Source organism: Oerskovia sp. USHLN155 (genome assembly GCF_037145535.1).
GTDB lineage: Bacteria > Actinomycetota > Actinomycetes > Actinomycetales > Cellulomonadaceae > Oerskovia > Oerskovia rustica.
Genome location: NZ_JBBCXG010000003.1, coordinates 18,657 through 32,375 on the forward strand (window position 1 = coordinate 18,657; position 13,719 = coordinate 32,375).

15 protein-coding genes are annotated in these 13,719 nt (G+C 72.9%); 7 read left to right on the forward strand and 8 right to left on the reverse strand.

Annotated elements, in window-relative coordinates:
• Positions 1-41: 41 nt before the first annotated feature.
• Both WFH32_RS04960 and WFH32_RS04965 read right to left on the reverse strand, forming a co-directional pair.
• Positions 42-878: an ABC transporter permease subunit gene (locus WFH32_RS04960; protein ID WP_191794245.1), complete on the reverse strand. Its 837-nt coding sequence runs from the start codon at positions 876-878 to the stop codon at positions 42-44.
• On the reverse strand, positions 875-1,849 hold the full coding sequence (locus WFH32_RS04965; RefSeq protein WP_191794244.1) for an ABC transporter ATP-binding protein: 975 nt from the start codon (positions 1,847-1,849) through the stop codon (positions 875-877). Before WFH32_RS04965 ends, WFH32_RS04960 begins: the two co-directional genes overlap by 4 nt.
• Before the next feature lie 285 nt (positions 1,850-2,134).
• On the opposite strand from WFH32_RS04965, the gene WFH32_RS04970 reads away from it, so the two are divergent.
• From WFH32_RS04970 to WFH32_RS04980, 3 genes are read left to right on the forward strand one after another with little or no spacing between them, the layout of a single operon-like run.
• Positions 2,135-3,022, forward strand: coding sequence for a Bax inhibitor-1/YccA family protein (locus WFH32_RS04970; protein WP_191794243.1), 888 nt, complete (start codon positions 2,135-2,137; stop codon positions 3,020-3,022).
• Positions 3,023-3,081: 59 nt separating this feature from the next.
• Positions 3,082-3,573, forward strand: coding sequence for a hypothetical protein (locus tag WFH32_RS04975; RefSeq protein WP_191794242.1), 492 nt, complete (start codon positions 3,082-3,084; stop codon positions 3,571-3,573).
• A gap of 7 nt (positions 3,574-3,580) precedes the next feature.
• Positions 3,581-4,981: a cystathionine beta-synthase gene (locus WFH32_RS04980; protein ID WP_336706383.1), complete on the forward strand. Its 1,401-nt coding sequence runs from the start codon at positions 3,581-3,583 to the stop codon at positions 4,979-4,981.
• Between the two features lie 106 nt (positions 4,982-5,087).
• On the opposite strand, the gene WFH32_RS04985 is transcribed toward WFH32_RS04980, so the two are convergent.
• The 4 genes from WFH32_RS04985 to WFH32_RS05000 form a co-directional block, all read right to left on the reverse strand.
• Positions 5,088-5,801, reverse strand: a complete 714-nt coding sequence (locus WFH32_RS04985) for a hypothetical protein (RefSeq protein WP_336706384.1) — start codon at positions 5,799-5,801, stop codon at positions 5,088-5,090.
• Between the two features lie 36 nt (positions 5,802-5,837).
• A complete protein-coding gene (locus tag WFH32_RS04990; protein WP_318243926.1) occupies positions 5,838-6,434 on the reverse strand; it encodes a TetR-like C-terminal domain-containing protein in 597 nt (198 codons plus the stop codon).
• Positions 6,427-7,281, reverse strand: a complete 855-nt coding sequence (locus WFH32_RS04995; protein WP_336706385.1) for an alpha/beta fold hydrolase — start codon at positions 7,279-7,281, stop codon at positions 6,427-6,429. Before WFH32_RS04995 ends, WFH32_RS04990 begins: the two co-directional genes overlap by 8 nt.
• Positions 7,282-7,386: 105 nt before the next feature.
• Positions 7,387-9,372, reverse strand: a complete 1,986-nt coding sequence (locus WFH32_RS05000; protein WP_191794237.1) for a glycoside hydrolase family 15 protein — start codon at positions 9,370-9,372, stop codon at positions 7,387-7,389.
• A 179-nt stretch (positions 9,373-9,551) separates the two neighbouring features.
• Here WFH32_RS05000 and WFH32_RS05005 point away from each other — a divergent pair, with 179 nt between their 5' ends.
• Positions 9,552-9,956 (forward strand): FKBP-type peptidyl-prolyl cis-trans isomerase, encoded by a 405-nt coding sequence (locus WFH32_RS05005; protein ID WP_030150127.1) that lies wholly within the window; start codon positions 9,552-9,554, stop codon positions 9,954-9,956.
• Between the two features lie 40 nt (positions 9,957-9,996).
• On the opposite strand, the gene WFH32_RS05010 is transcribed toward WFH32_RS05005, so the two are convergent.
• Together WFH32_RS05010 and WFH32_RS05015 are read right to left on the reverse strand one after the other, a co-directional pair.
• The gene (locus tag WFH32_RS05010; RefSeq protein WP_442946304.1) at positions 9,997-11,262 is read right to left on the reverse strand and encodes a class I SAM-dependent methyltransferase; all 1,266 of its coding nucleotides are present in this window, start codon (positions 11,260-11,262) and stop codon (positions 9,997-9,999) included.
• Between the two features lie 46 nt (positions 11,263-11,308).
• Complete coding sequence (locus WFH32_RS05015) at positions 11,309-12,178, reverse strand: LysR family transcriptional regulator ArgP (protein ID WP_336706386.1); 870 nt, start codon at positions 12,176-12,178, stop codon at positions 11,309-11,311.
• Between the two features lie 69 nt (positions 12,179-12,247).
• On the opposite strand from WFH32_RS05015, the gene WFH32_RS05020 reads away from it, so the two are divergent.
• The 3 genes from WFH32_RS05020 to WFH32_RS05030 are packed head-to-tail and all read left to right on the forward strand — an operon-like array spanning position 12,248 to position 13,666.
• Positions 12,248-12,859 (forward strand): LysE/ArgO family amino acid transporter, encoded by a 612-nt coding sequence (locus WFH32_RS05020; protein WP_191794235.1) that lies wholly within the window; start codon positions 12,248-12,250, stop codon positions 12,857-12,859.
• A gap of 35 nt (positions 12,860-12,894) precedes the next feature.
• On the forward strand, positions 12,895-13,203 hold the full coding sequence (locus WFH32_RS05025) for a SelT/SelW/SelH family protein (RefSeq protein ID WP_318243924.1): 309 nt from the start codon (positions 12,895-12,897) through the stop codon (positions 13,201-13,203).
• Between the two features lie 10 nt (positions 13,204-13,213).
• A complete protein-coding gene (locus WFH32_RS05030) occupies positions 13,214-13,666 on the forward strand; it encodes a DUF5680 domain-containing protein (protein ID WP_191794234.1) in 453 nt (150 codons plus the stop codon).
• The last annotated feature ends 53 nt before the right edge of the window (positions 13,667-13,719 follow it).

The following is a 13,719-nucleotide window of genomic DNA, read 5'->3' on the forward strand; positions in this document are numbered from 1 at the left end:
CTCGTGGTCCGGCGCCGGGCTGTGCGCGGTGCGAGGAATGGTCAGGCGTCCCGACGCTTGATGACCACGGCCGCCGCTGCCCAGACGACCGCGACCCAGGCGACGAGCACGCCGTAGCCCTGCCAGGGGCTCAGGTCGCCGCCACCGAAGTCGCCGAGGATCAGGACCTCACCCGCGGCGCTCGGCAGGTACTGCGCCAGGTTCTGCACCCACTCGACCGGGAGGGCGCCGAGGATGCTGGGGAGCACCAGGATGAGCGCGACGAGCGAGAAGATCGTCCCGGCGGAGTTGCGGATCAGCGCCCCGAGCGCGATCGCCAGCACGGCGATCGCCATGAGGTAGAGCGGGACGCCGATCAGCGAACGGAGCGTGCCGTCCGCCGACAGGTCGACCTCGAGCGAGGTGCCCGAGATGAAGGGCAGCGCCACCACGTACGACAGGGCGACACCGACCGCGGAGATCACGAACGTCACCACGGCCAGGACGATCGACTTCGCGGCCAGCGAGGGCACGCGCGTCGGGACCGCGCTGAACGTGGAACGGATCATGCCCGTCGAGTACTCACCCGTGATCGTCAGCGCGCCCAGGACGGCGACCGCGAGCTGGGCGAAGCTGTACCCGAACGTGACGATCATGACGCCGGGCAGCAGGCCGCCGTTCGCCTCGGCCTGGGCGTCGCCCAGGAGCGAGGACATCAGGGCCGCGAACATCAGGGCGATGCCGACCATGACCACGACCGTGATCGACACGGTCCAGACGGTCGAGCGCAAGGTGCGGAACTTGATCCACTCCGACCTGAGGATCCCGCCGAACGTGAGGCGGGCCGACGAGGCGCGCTGCGCCGTCGGGCGTGCGGCGGAGACGGTTGCGGCGGTCATCGCTTGGCTCCTTCGGAGATCTGGGCGCCGGACGCGGCGTCCACGCCGTGGCCGATGTGCTGGGCGGCGGACTCGGTCTGGTACTCGACCGAGTCGGCCGTGAGGAGCATGTACGCCTCCTCCAGGGTGGAGGTGACGGGCGTGAGCTCGTGCAGGACGATGCCCGAGGCGGCGGCCAGCTCGCCGATCCCGGCGGCCTCGGCCCCCGTGATCTGGAGCAGGCTCGGCTCGTCGGACGTGACGGTCGCGCCGTCACGCGTCAGCAGCTCGGCGAGCTGCGTGGCCTGCGGCGTCCGGACACGGACCGTGTGCTGCGCGCCGCCGTCGACGATGTCCTTGACGGGTGCGTTGGCGATGATGCGGCCCTTGCCGATCACGATGATGTGGTCCGCGGTCAGCGCGACCTCGCTCATGAGGTGGCTCGACAGGAAGACCGTGCGGCCCTCCGAGGCGAGGTAGCGCGCCAGGTTGCGGACCCACAGGACGCCCTCGGGGTCCAGACCGTTGACCGGCTCGTCGAGGATGAGCGTCTTGGGGTCGCCGAGCAGCGCGGACGCGATGCCCAGGCGCTGGCCCATGCCCAGCGAGAAGCCGCCGACGCGCTTCTTCGCGACCGACTGCAGGCCGGTCATCTCGATGACCTCGTGCACGCGCTTCGTCGGGATGTTGTGCGTCGCCGCCATCGCCAGAAGGTGGTTGTAGGCGCTGCGGCCCGTGTGCACGGCCTTCGCGTCGAGAAGGGCCCCGACCTCGGTCAGGGGCGAACGGTGCGCGGCGTACGGCTGGCCGTTCACGGTCACGGAACCGGCCGTCGGACGGTCCAGCCCCATGATCATGCGCATCGTGGTCGACTTGCCGGCGCCGTTCGGGCCCAGGAAGCCCGTCACCTGGCCGGGCTGGACGGTGAAGGAGATCCCGTCGACAGCGGTCTTGGGCCCGTACCGCTTGGTCAGGCCTCGTGCTTCGATCATGCTCGCCCCTCGGGTGGGTTGCGGATGGTGGCTGGGTACGTCCCCAGCCTAGAGAGGGGGCCGTCCGGGCGATGCCCCCTCATGGTCGATCTTCTCGGGGCGTCTCCGTACGCCGCAAGGATGACGCCCGTCGGCCGGTCGAGCGATCTTGGTCCGCGAGGGGCGGAAAAGTCGGATGAAACCCCCGGGAACACCGGCGCGAACCCGCTCGTTGCATAGGATGGAAACACGGCCAGCGACACCCGCCTCGACAGAGGGCACTGGACGCCGCGACCAGGAGGAAGCATGAGCAACCCCGTCTTCAACAACAGCGCCATCTTCGGCGAGCCGAAGCGCGCGCGCACCGGCCAGGGGGCTGCGGGCACCGTCCAGCAGAACCCCGCGTACGGCACCGCGCCCCAGCAGGCGCAGTACGGCAGCTACGGCGCGCAGACCGCCGACGCCGCGACGCTCGACGCCATGTACAACGCGCCGACCGCGACCACCGCGGACACCAAGCGCCTCACGTACGACGACGTCATCATCAAGACCGGCGGCCTGCTCGCCCTGCTCGTCGTCGTCGCGGCCGGCAGCTGGCAGCTCGTCGACACCATGCCGTTCATCTGGATCGGCGGCGCGATCGTCGGCCTGGTCCTGGGCCTGGTCAACGCGTTCAAGAAGAGCCCGAGCCCCGCGCTCATCGTGGCCTACACGATCGCGCAGGGTGCGTTCCTCGGCGGCATCAGCAAGTACTACGACTCCATGGTCATCAACGGCGTCCAGCTCAACGGCGTGGTCCTTCAGGCCGTGCTCGCGACCGTCGTGACCTTCGCGGCGGCGCTGTTCCTCTTCAAGTCCGGCAAGGTGCGTGTCACGCCCAAGTTCACGCGCTGGCTGCTCATCGCGATGGTCGGCTACCTCGCCTTCTCGCTCGTCAACATGGTCCTCATCATGACGGGCGTGCTGGACGGCTGGGGCGCCCGCGGGGGTGGCTGGGGCATCGCGATCGGCCTGATCGCCGTCGGTCTCGCGGCCGCGTCGCTCATCGTCGACTTCGACTCGATCAAGCGCGGCGTCGAGGCGGGCGTGCCCGCCAAGTTCGCCTGGTCCGCCGCGTTCGGGCTCATGGTCACGCTCATCTGGCTGTACCTCGAGTTCCTGCGCCTGTTCGCGATCCTGCAGAGCAGCGACTGACCTTGGCCGACGCCCGGAAGAAGTCCCCGGCACCCGCATCGGAACCCGTTCCGACGCGGGTGCCGGTCTTTGCCGCCGGCCTCGCGCTGGCCGCCTTCACGCTGCTCGTCCTCCAGGTCCCCTATGGGCTCCTCGTCGGTCGGAGCGTCCCCAACGCCGTCGCGTGGGTCACGGTCTCCGCGGTCGTCATCCTGCTCGTGACCCTCACGGCCGGAGCCGTGGTCGCCTGGCTGGGGCACCGCATCTCGCGCGAGTGGGACGACCGTAGGGCCACGACCCTGTTCTTCGCGCTCGGGTTCGTGGGCGTCGGGATCTGGAGCTTCCTGGTGCTGGGCTCGCTGCTGAGCGCGGCCACCGGCGACCCGACCACCGCGACGAGCGGGATCGCGCTGGCGTCGGTGCTCTACCTGGCCGTCGCGGGCGGGCTGAGCGCCGCCGTCGGGCGGTACTTCGCACGCGACGCCGCGGACCGTCCGCTGCTCGTCGTGATCCTCGGTGTGAGCGTCGCATTGTGCGCCGTGCTCGGCGGAATGGCCCTCGGCAGCGCATGATCGGTGCATGAAGTTCGCACACCACATCTCTGACCTCGTCGGCGGGACACCCCTGGTCCGGCTCGGATCGGTGACCGACGGCCTCTCTGCGACGATCCTCGCCAAGGTCGAGTACCTCAACCCTGGCGGGTCCGTGAAGGACCGCATCGCGCTCAAGATGATCGAGGCGGCCGAGGCCTCCGGGGAGCTCGCGCCCGGCGGCACGATCGTCGAGCCGACCTCGGGGAACACCGGGGTCGGCCTCGCGCTCGTGGCGCAGCGCAAGGGGTACGACTGCGTGTTCGTCTGCCCCGACAAGGTGAGCCAGGACAAGCGCGACGTCCTGACCGCCTACGGGGCGCGCGTCGTCGTGACCCCCACCGCCGTGGCCCCCGACCACCCCGACTCCTACTACTCGGTCTCGGACCGGCTCGTCGCCGAGATCCCCGGGGCGTGGAAGCCCAACCAGTACGCCAACCCCAACGGTCCCGCGTCCCACTACGAGAGCACGGGCCCCGAGATCTGGGACGACACCGACGGTCTCGTCACGCACCTCGTGGCCGGGGTCGGGACCGGTGGCACCATCACCGGGACCGGGCGGTACCTCAAGGACGTGTCGGCCTCGCGTCCGGCCGGTGGCCGGGTGCACGTCGTGGGCGCCGACCCCGCCGGGTCCGTCTACTCGGGCGGCGACGGTCGCCCGTACCTCGTCGAGGGCGTGGGCGAGGACTTCTGGCCCGCCGCCTACGACCCGACCGTGCCCGACGAGATCATCGCCGTGAGCGACGCCGACTCGTTCGAGATGACCCGCCGGCTCGCGCGCGAGGAGGGCCTGCTCGTCGGCGGCTCGTGCGGCATGGCGGTCGTCGCGGCACTGCGTCTGGCCCGCCGACTCCAGGACGAGGACCCCGAGGCCGCGGCGCGCGCCGTGATCGTCGTGATCCTGCCCGACGGCGGGCGGGGCTACCTGTCCAAGATCTTCAACGACTCCTGGATGCGGTCGTACGGGTTCCTCGACGCCGAGGAGGGCGTGACCGCGGGAGACATGCTGCGTTCCAAGAGCGGTCAGCTGCCCAGCCTCGTCCACACCCACCCGGGAGAGACCGTGCGCGACGCGATCGAGATCCTGCGCGAGTACGGCGTCTCCCAGATGCCGGTCGTCGGGGCCGAGCCGCCCGTCAAGATCGGCGAGGTCGCGGGGGCCGTGAGCGAGCGGGAGCTGCTCGACGCCGTGTTCTCCGGGCGCGCCTCCCTCGCCGACCGCGTGGACAAGCACATGGAGGCGCGGTTCCCCCTCATCGGGGCGGGCGAGGGGGTCGCGGCGATCCGGGCCGCGCTGCACGACGCCGACGCGCTGCTCGTGATCGACGACGGCGACCCGGTCGGGGTGCTCACGCGTCACGACCTGCTGGGCTTCCTGGCGCACTGACGCGGCTGGTACGCCGGCCCGCCGAGGGTGACGGACACGCCCGCCGAGGGTGACAGACACGCCCGCCGAGGGCGACATCGGATGTCACCCTCGGCGTTGGTGGCGGTCACCCTCGGCGGACGGGCGTCACCGGCCGATCCAGGTCACCCTCGGCGTCGGGGCGCACGGCCCACGCCACGAGCCAGCAGCCCACGGCCAGCAGCACGCCGTGCACGATCCGCCCCGCCGGCGGCGTGAAGAACTGCGGCAGGTACAGCACGAGGCCCGCGGCGAGCGGGATCCCGGTCCACCGTGGAACCAGCCCGCCGCGCCACACCGCCACGGAGGCGAGCACCCCGCTCGCGCCGACCGCGAGCAGCCCCAGACCGAACAGCGTCATCGCGACGGGCTGCATCCGGACCGCGTCGATCGTCGGCAGGAAGTCGAGGGACCCCGTCGTCACCGCGTCGCGCGCGATCGCGTGGACCCCGAAGATCTCCGCACCGAAGTACGGCAGGACGAGCCCGGCGCCGAGCCAGCCCGTGACGACCGCGCCCGACGCCGGAGCCCGGCCCCGCGTCCTGGCCAGCCGTCCGCGCAGCGCGACGAAGGCGGCGGGGAGCAGCCAGAACCCGGCCGCACCGCACAGGTGCGCCGCGATCCAGCGCCCCGAGGCGAACGCGGCCGCGAGCTCGGGGGTGGCGACGCCCTCGGGGACCCACGGGCGCAGGAGCGGGAAGGCGAGGAAGAGAACGCCCGCGACCGCGAGCAGGACGGCTCCGGTACGGGGACGGACGAGGCCCAGGTCTGGGCGGGTCCGGTCGATCGACGGTGCGTTCATGGCGGCTCTCCTTCGGTGGGTGGGACGGCGGTCGTGTCAGGACGGAGCAGGGTGGGCGAGGTCTTCGATCCCGGCCACGAGCAGACGGACGAGGACCTCGAAGCTGTGGTCGACGTCGTCGGGCAGGCCGAAGCCGCCCAGGAGCTCGAGCGAGACGAACCCGTGGACCGCGGACCGGACGGCGCGGATGGCGTCGACCGTGCGGGCCTCCGGGAGGTCGAAGCCGCGAAGCACCGCGACGATCACGGCGATCGTCTCGGCGCCCGCGAGCGAGAGCGGGTCGTCGTCGGCGGCGCCGAGGTCGGGCGAGAGCTGGATCGCGGCGTAGCGGCCCGGGTGCTCGCGCGCGAAGTCGCGGACGGCCCACGCGAGCGCTGACAGCGCGTCGGGGCCCGAGCGGCCGATCGTCGCGGCGGCGGTCGCGCGCGTCAGGTCGTTCACCGCCACGAGCGCGACGGACCGGCGCAGGTCCGCGAGCGAGCCCACGTGCTTGTAGAGGCTCGGGGTCGCGACCCCTGCCGCGGCCGCGACCTTCGCGAGGGTGAGGTCCGCGAACCCCTGCGCTCCGCCGTCGTCCACCACGCGCAGCGCGAGGGCCGTGACGCCCTCGCGGCTCAGCCCGGCCCTAGCCACGGGCGTTCCAGCCCTGGGCATCGGCGCGCAGGCCGGCGAGGAACGTGAGGGTCGCGGGCACGACGACGTCGGGCGCCTGGTGCTGCGGGTAGTGCCCGACGCCGGGGACCAGGTGCCCCTGGGCGCCGACGACCTCCTGGATCCAGGCGAGCTCGGCGCCCTGGTCGGCGAAGTCGGGGTCGAGCGAACCCATGAAGGCGATCGCGGGGGCGTCGACCTCGGGGAGGCGCGCCTCGACGGGTGCGTGCGTCAGGGTCAGGGCCAGGTCGCGAAAGCTCCGCAGACGGCCGGGCTCGCGCATCGAGGCGCGGATCGCGGCGACGTGGTCGGCGTGCCACGGTGCCCTGCGGCCCTTGGTCAGCATCGAGTAGAAGCCCGCCCAGGCGGCGGCCCCCCACGGGCGGGCGAGCGCGACGCGGTAGAGCAGCCGGCTCGCCGCGGCCTTCGCGGCGCCCGTGGCGGGGTCGCGCAGGAAGGGGCCGAGGAGGACGAGGCCCGCGACGGCGTCGGGCGCCTCGGCGGCTGCCCACGCGGCGGCACCTGCTCCCATCGAGTTCCCGACCAGCACGGCCGGACCGCCCAGGTGCTCGACGAGAGCCAGGAGGTCCTGGCCGGTCGCGACGTCGCCGTGCGTGCGGAAGGTGGTGTCGCTGTCGCCGTGACCGCGCAGGTCCAGGACGGCCACGCGGTAGCCGGCCTCGACGAGCGGGGGGACGAGGTCGCGGTAGGTCGAGCGCAGGTCGCCCATGCCGGGGACGGCGACGACGAGGGGGCCGGTGCCGGTCACGGTGTAGGCGAGGCGGCCCTCGGGGCGAGGAAGGAGTTCGACGATCTGGCGAGTACTCATAGCGTAGAGGCTAATACCATTAGCCAATGGAGGGCAAGGGGTGGGAGAGCGCGAGTTCTCGTCACCCTCGGTAGGCCGGCACGTCACCCTCAGCAGGTGGGTCCGTCACCCTCGGTGGGCCGCCTCGAAGTGGCCCGTCCCGTCCCGACGCTCCTCGGCCCGCACCACGTGCACCACCGCGTTGATGAGCGCCAGGTGCGTGAACGCCTGCGGGAAGTTCCCCAGGTGCCGCCCCGAGTGCGGGTCGATCTCCTCGGCGTACAGGTTGAGCTCGCTCGCGAACGACAGCAGCCGCTCGCACAACGCCCGCGCCCGGTCGAGCTCCCCGACCTCGACCAGCGCCGACACGAGCCAGAACGAGCAGATCGTGAACGTCCCCTCCTCGCCGGACAGCCCGTCGTCGGTCTCGTCGGTGCGGTAGCGCAGGACGAGGCCGTTGACCGTGAGCTCGTTCGCGATCGCGTCGACCGTCGCGACGACGCGCGGGTCGTCGGCCGGCAGGAACCGCAGGAGCGGCACGAGCAGGAGCGAGGCGTCGAGCGCGTCGGAGCCGTAGCGCTGGACGAAGATCCCGCGGGAGTCGACGCCGTGCTCCAGCACGTCGGCGTGGATCTCGTCGGCGATCTTCTGCCACTGCTCGGCGTAGTCCCCCTCGTCGTACATGCGGGCCAGGCGCGCGCCGCGGTCGAGCGCGACCCAGCACATGACCTTGGACGACGTGAAGTGCTGGGGTTCTCCGCGGACCTCCCACAGGCCGCGGTCGGGCTCGTGCCAGTGCCTCGCGGCCTCCTCGACCTGCGCCTTGAGGACGGGCCACAGGGACTCGGGGAGCTGCTCGCGCGACCGGGCGTGCAGGTACACCGAGTCGAGGACGGCGCCCCACATGTCGTGCTGCTGCTGGTCGTACGCGGCGTTGCCGATGCGCACGGGCCGCGCGCCCTCGTGTCCCGAGAGGTGGTCGAGCGTGCTCTCCTCGAGCCGGTCCTCGCCGCCGACGCCGTACATGATCTGCAGCTCGCGGTCGTCGCGGCACACGTCGTGCACGAACGCGAAGAAGTCGTTCGCCTCGCGGTCGAGGCCCAGGGTGTAGAGCCCCCAGAGGGCGAACGTCGAATCGCGCACCCACGCGTACCGGTAGTCCCAGTTGCGCTCGCCGTGCGGGGTCTCGGGCAGCGAGGTGGTCGCGGCGGCGAGCAGCGCTCCCGTGGGGGCGTAGGTCAGGCCCTTGAGGGTGAGGGCGCTGCGCTGGAGGTAGGAGCGCCACGGGTGGTCGGGGAAGACGCCCTGCGTGATCCAGTCGCGCCAGTACTGCTCGGTGCGTCCCATGGCGTCGGCGGCGTCGGGCCACGTGCCGGGCGCGGGCCGGTCCGACCACGACAGCGCGACGTACGCCTTGTCGCCCGCGGCCATGCGCGTGCGGCCCTGCGCGCGGCGGTCCTCGACGCCGAGGCGCAGGCTGCTGCTCAGGCGCAGGTCGGGCGTCGTGGGGTGCGCGACGCGCGTCACGAGGCTCTGGTAGGTCTGTCCGTCGTACTCCCACCGGGCGGCCTCGCGCCCGTAGTCGGGCAGCGGTTCGCACACGACCTCGACGTCGACGGTCCCGTTGACGCACAGGATCGTGCGCAGCAGCATGTGCTCGGCGTCGAAGTCGGTGGGGGTGCGCCGGTGCGTCTGGGAGCGCTGGTCGACGTTGTGCCACGGTCCCATGAGCATCGCGTCGCGCACCACGAGCCAGCCCGTGGGCGTCTGCCACGTGGTCTCGAGCACGAGCGTCCCGGGGATGTAGCGCCGCGCCACGGGCACGCGCGCGCCGTACGGCCCGACGCGGAACGAGCCCGCGCCCCGGTCGAGGACCGCCGCGAAGATGCTGGGCGAGTCGGGCCGCGGGACGCACATCCACTCGATCGCGCCGCTCGGCGCGACGAGCGCGTTGCACTCGCAGTCCGACAGGAACGCGTACTCCGCGATCCCGGGGAACGCCGAGCGCCTGCCCGTCGGCACCTGTGCCCCGCCCGCGTGCGTCACGGGTGCGTCGAGGTCGGTCGTGTCGACGGGGCGGGCGGTGTCGGGCTCGTCGTCGAAGGAGTCCATCCGTCCAGCGTGCGCCTGTGCGCTGCGGTTGTCAGGCGGGAAGGTGCCCGACGGTGGAGCGCACCCGGCGCGGTGCGGTGCGCTCCGCCGTCGGGCAGGGAGGGGGCGGCAGGGCCGGGCGTGTGCCGCACGCTTAGGCTTGTCCTCGAACCCCGCAACTCCATCCGAGAGGTAGCACCATGAGCACGCAGCTCCCCACCGCGTCCGGCTCGTTCGGCGACAAGCCGGTCCTGACGTTCCCCGAGGGCGGCGCTCCCGCCGGCCTCCAGGTCCAGGTCCTCGAGGAGGGCAGCGGCCCGGTCGTGACGGCCGGCCGCACGATCGTCGTGCACTACCTGGGTCAGGTCTGGGACGGCGGCATCTTCGACACGTCGTACGACCGTGGCGAGACCATCAGCTTCCCCATCGGGACCGGTGCGGTCATCGGTGGCTGGGACAAGGGCCTCGTGGGCCAGAACGTCGGCTCGCGCGTCCTGCTCTCGATCCCGCCGGAGCACGGCTACGGCATGCGCGGTGTCCCGCAGGCGGGCATCGGCGGCACGGACACGCTGGTCTTCGTGGTGGACGTCGTCGGGGTCCAGTGACCTCGACCCCTCGCGCCTGACGGGCCGGGGCCCCGGGTTCTCAGCGGGCGACGCTGCGCGTCACCGTGAACCTCGGGTCCCGGCCCTCCTGCGTCGTGGGCCCGACCGCGCGCTCGAGCGCGGGCCGGTAGCGCAGGTGCGAGTTGTACACGGTCCACAGCTCGCCGCCGGGGCGCAGCACGCGGCCCGCGGCCGCGAACATGCGGTGCGCCGCATCGGTGCTCAGGGCGGCGCCCTGGTGGAAGGGCGGGTTGCACAGCACGACGTCGGCGCTGCGGTCAGCGAGCGAGGACCCGACGTCGTCGCGCACCACCCGGACCCGGTCACCCGCACCGGCGGCGACCGCGGTGGCCTGGGCCGAGCGGACGGCCGCCTCGGACTGGTCGGTCGCGACGACCAGGGCACCCGGACGCGCGCGGGCGAACGACACGGCGAGGATGCCCGTGCCGCAGCCCAGGTCCACGGCGTCACGCGCCCCCAGCGAGACCCGGTCGAGGAACCCCAGCAGGAAGCGCGTCCCGAGGTCGAGGCTCGCACCTGCGAACGCCGCGCCGTACGCGACCACGTCGAGGTCGAGCTCCGTCAGGTGCTCGGTGACCGGGTAGGTGAGGTCGGTGCCGGGCCGGGGACCGCGGGCCACGAGCACGCGGGACTTCTGCCGCGCGAGGCTCGCCCGCACGTCCGTGAAGGACTCCGCCAGGACGTCGTTCATGGCCGTCGTCATGTGCTTGACCCGGCCCCCCGCGAGCAGGACCACGTCAGGGGCCGCGAAACGCGCGACGTGCTCCGCGACGTCGCGCAGCGCCGCGAGCGAGCGCGGGAGCTGGAGCAGCACGACGCGCGCGCCGCGCAGCAGGTCCTCGCCCAGCGGCAGGTGCGTGAACGTGTCGGCCAGTCCCTGGAAGGCACGGCGTGCGGCCTGCCGGGCGTTCCGGTCGAGCGCGACCTCGCCCGTGACGGCGTCCTGGTGCACGCGGATGCCGGTCAGCCCGTGCGCCACCGCGGCGCCCAGCGTCAGCGCCCCGAACCGGTCGTCGATCACGACGACCTCGCCCGGCCCGGCGCTCCTGAGGGCGCTCGCGGCCTCGTCGAGGAGCAGGCGGTCGGTCGCGTCGACCGCGACGAGCGTCGGGTCGGCGTCGCGCGTGGCGCTGCCGGGGCGGCGCTCTGGGCCGGAGGGGGCGTCGGGCGAGAAGCGTTCGAGCCCGGCGAGGAGGAGGTTCCGGGCGGCGAGCGCAGGGGTGGCCGATGCGTCGGGGTGGGCGACGTCGTCGGGCAGGGAGGCGTCGCAGGGGAGAGGGGGCACGGGACAAGTCTGCCCTGCTCGGGCGCCCCGGGCGGGGTGCCCGAGGTCACCGCAGGTGGGCGGCTGCCGCCTCGCGGACGGCGGCGGCCACCCGGTCGAGCGTGGGGGAGTGCAGGCGCCACTGCTGCCAGTACTGCGGCACGGTCAGGCTCGCGGCGTCGTCGAACCCGACGAGCCGGCCGGCGACCTCGGCGTCGTGGCTCTGGAGGTCGGGCAGCATGCCCCAGCCCATGCCGAGCCCGACCGCGCGCAGGAACTCGTGCGAGGCCGGGACGTAGTGGCGGGGGCCGCCCCGGCGGCGACCCAGGTAGCGGTCCTGGAGGTCGTCCTTGCGGTCGAAGACGAGCACGGGCGCGACGGCGAGGGCCGCCGCCGTGGGACCGCCCGGGAACCACCGTTCGACGAACGCGGGGCTCGCCATGGGGCGGTAGCGCATGCGGCCGAGGGGGGTCGAGCGGCAGCCCGGCACGGCCGTCGGGACCGAGGTGATCGCCGCGACGGCCGTCCCGTCGCGCAGCAGGTCGATCGAGTGGTCCTGGTCCTCGCGCAGGATCTCGAGCCGCGCCCACGACGACGCCTCGGCGAGCACGGGCAGCGCCCACGTGGTCAGGGCGTCGCCCGTGATGACGAGCGTGACCTCAGGGGTGCTGCCCGAGGTCAGGTCGAGCTCGGCCAGGACCTCGGCGTGCTGGAGCGCGAGGTGGCGCGCGTGCCGGACGAGCACCTCGCCCGGGGCGGTGAGCGTCGCCGGCCGACCGCGGCGCACGAGCACCTGGCCCACGGACGTCTCGAGCGCGCGCATGCGCTGGCTGATCGCCGACGGGGTCACGCCGAGGTGCTGGGCGGCGGCGTCGAACGTGCCGGTGGTCGCGATCGCGTCGAGCGCGCGGAGCTGGTCGGGCTGAAGATCCACCATGAGCAGATCTTATGGTTCGACAGAATCATTCGCTGGACTGTCGAATCTCTCGTGCCTACCGTCGAAGGCGTGACCTCCCTCGCTCCTCTCCTCGCCGGCCTCGGCACCGGGCTGTCCCTCATCGTCGCGATCGGCTCCCAGAACGCCTTCGTGCTGCGCCAGGGCCTGCGCCGCGAGCACGTCCTGCCCGTGGTGCTGGTGTGCGCGCTCTCGGACCTCGTGCTCATCGCGGCCGGGGTCGCTGGCCTGGGGGTGCTGGTCTCGCGTGCCCCCGTGCTGCTCGCGGTCGTGCGCTGGGGCGGGGCCGTGTTCCTGCTGGTCCTGGCGGCGCAGGCGGCCCGGCGCGCGCTGCGCCCCGCGACCCTCGAAGCAGCCGAGGGGGGCTTGAGGATGGCGGTGGGGGCCGCCGTCGGGACGGCCCTCGCCCTGACCTGGCTCAACCCGCACGTCTACCTCGACACGGTCCTGCTGCTCGGCTCGGTCGCGGCCGGGTACGGCCACGACGGGCGCTGGGTCTTCGGCGTCGGGGCGGGGATCGCGAGCATCGTGTGGTTCACGACGCTCGGCTTCGGGGCGCGTGTGCTCGCGCCGGTCTTCGCGCGACCCGTCGCGTGGCGCGTGCTCGACGGCGTCATCGCGCTCGTCATGGCCGTCCTCGCGGTGATGCTCGTGGTCAGGTGACGCGAGGTCGGTGCCGCCTCTGGCACGCTGGGCCCGTGGACGAACAGACCGACGTGACCCCGGCCCGCGTGACCGTCACCTACTGCACGCAGTGCAACTGGATGCTGCGCGCCGCCTGGCTCGCGCAGGAGCTCCTCACGACCTTCGGCACGAGGCTGACCGAGGTCGCCCTGGTGCCCGGGACGGGCGGGATCTTCCAGGTGCACGTGGGCGACGAGCTCGTGTGGGACCGCAAGGAGCGCAAGGGCTTCCCGGAGGTGCCCGTCCTCAAGCGGATCGTGCGCGACCGCGTCGCCCCCGGCCTCTCGCTCGGCCACACCGACCGTGTCGGTGGTGCCTCCTAGCATCGGCGCCATGCTCGCCGACGACGCCCACGCGTTCCTCACCCGCGCCCGCGCCCGGACCTACGCCGCAGGGGAGGGGAAGACGACCGCGATCCTCGCGGGGTCGGTGCAGTACGAGCTCGCCGAGGGGCCCTGGCTCTACCGCGACGTGTACTACATCGGCAACGGGATCTTCCCCGGCATCGAGGTGGTCCACCACGACGGCGTGCCCGTGTGGTCGGTGTCCTACTCGGGCGACTTCTCCTCGATGAGCGAGGGGCAGGCGGACCTCATGCTCCAGCCCGCGCTCGTCGAGCACGCGGCCACGACGCGCACGCACGAGTCCGTCGACGCCGACTACGGGGCGTTCCGGTACACGTGCCGGGGCGAGGGGACCCGGGACGCGTTCCTGGGCCGGGAGGAGATCACCGCGGGCGGCGAGCTCGTCTACTGGCTCCAGTACGCGGGCGGCTTCATCGGGTGAGGCGCCCGGGGTGGCCTGGGGCGTCTGGCCGGGCGGGTGGTCCGGCGTTGGCG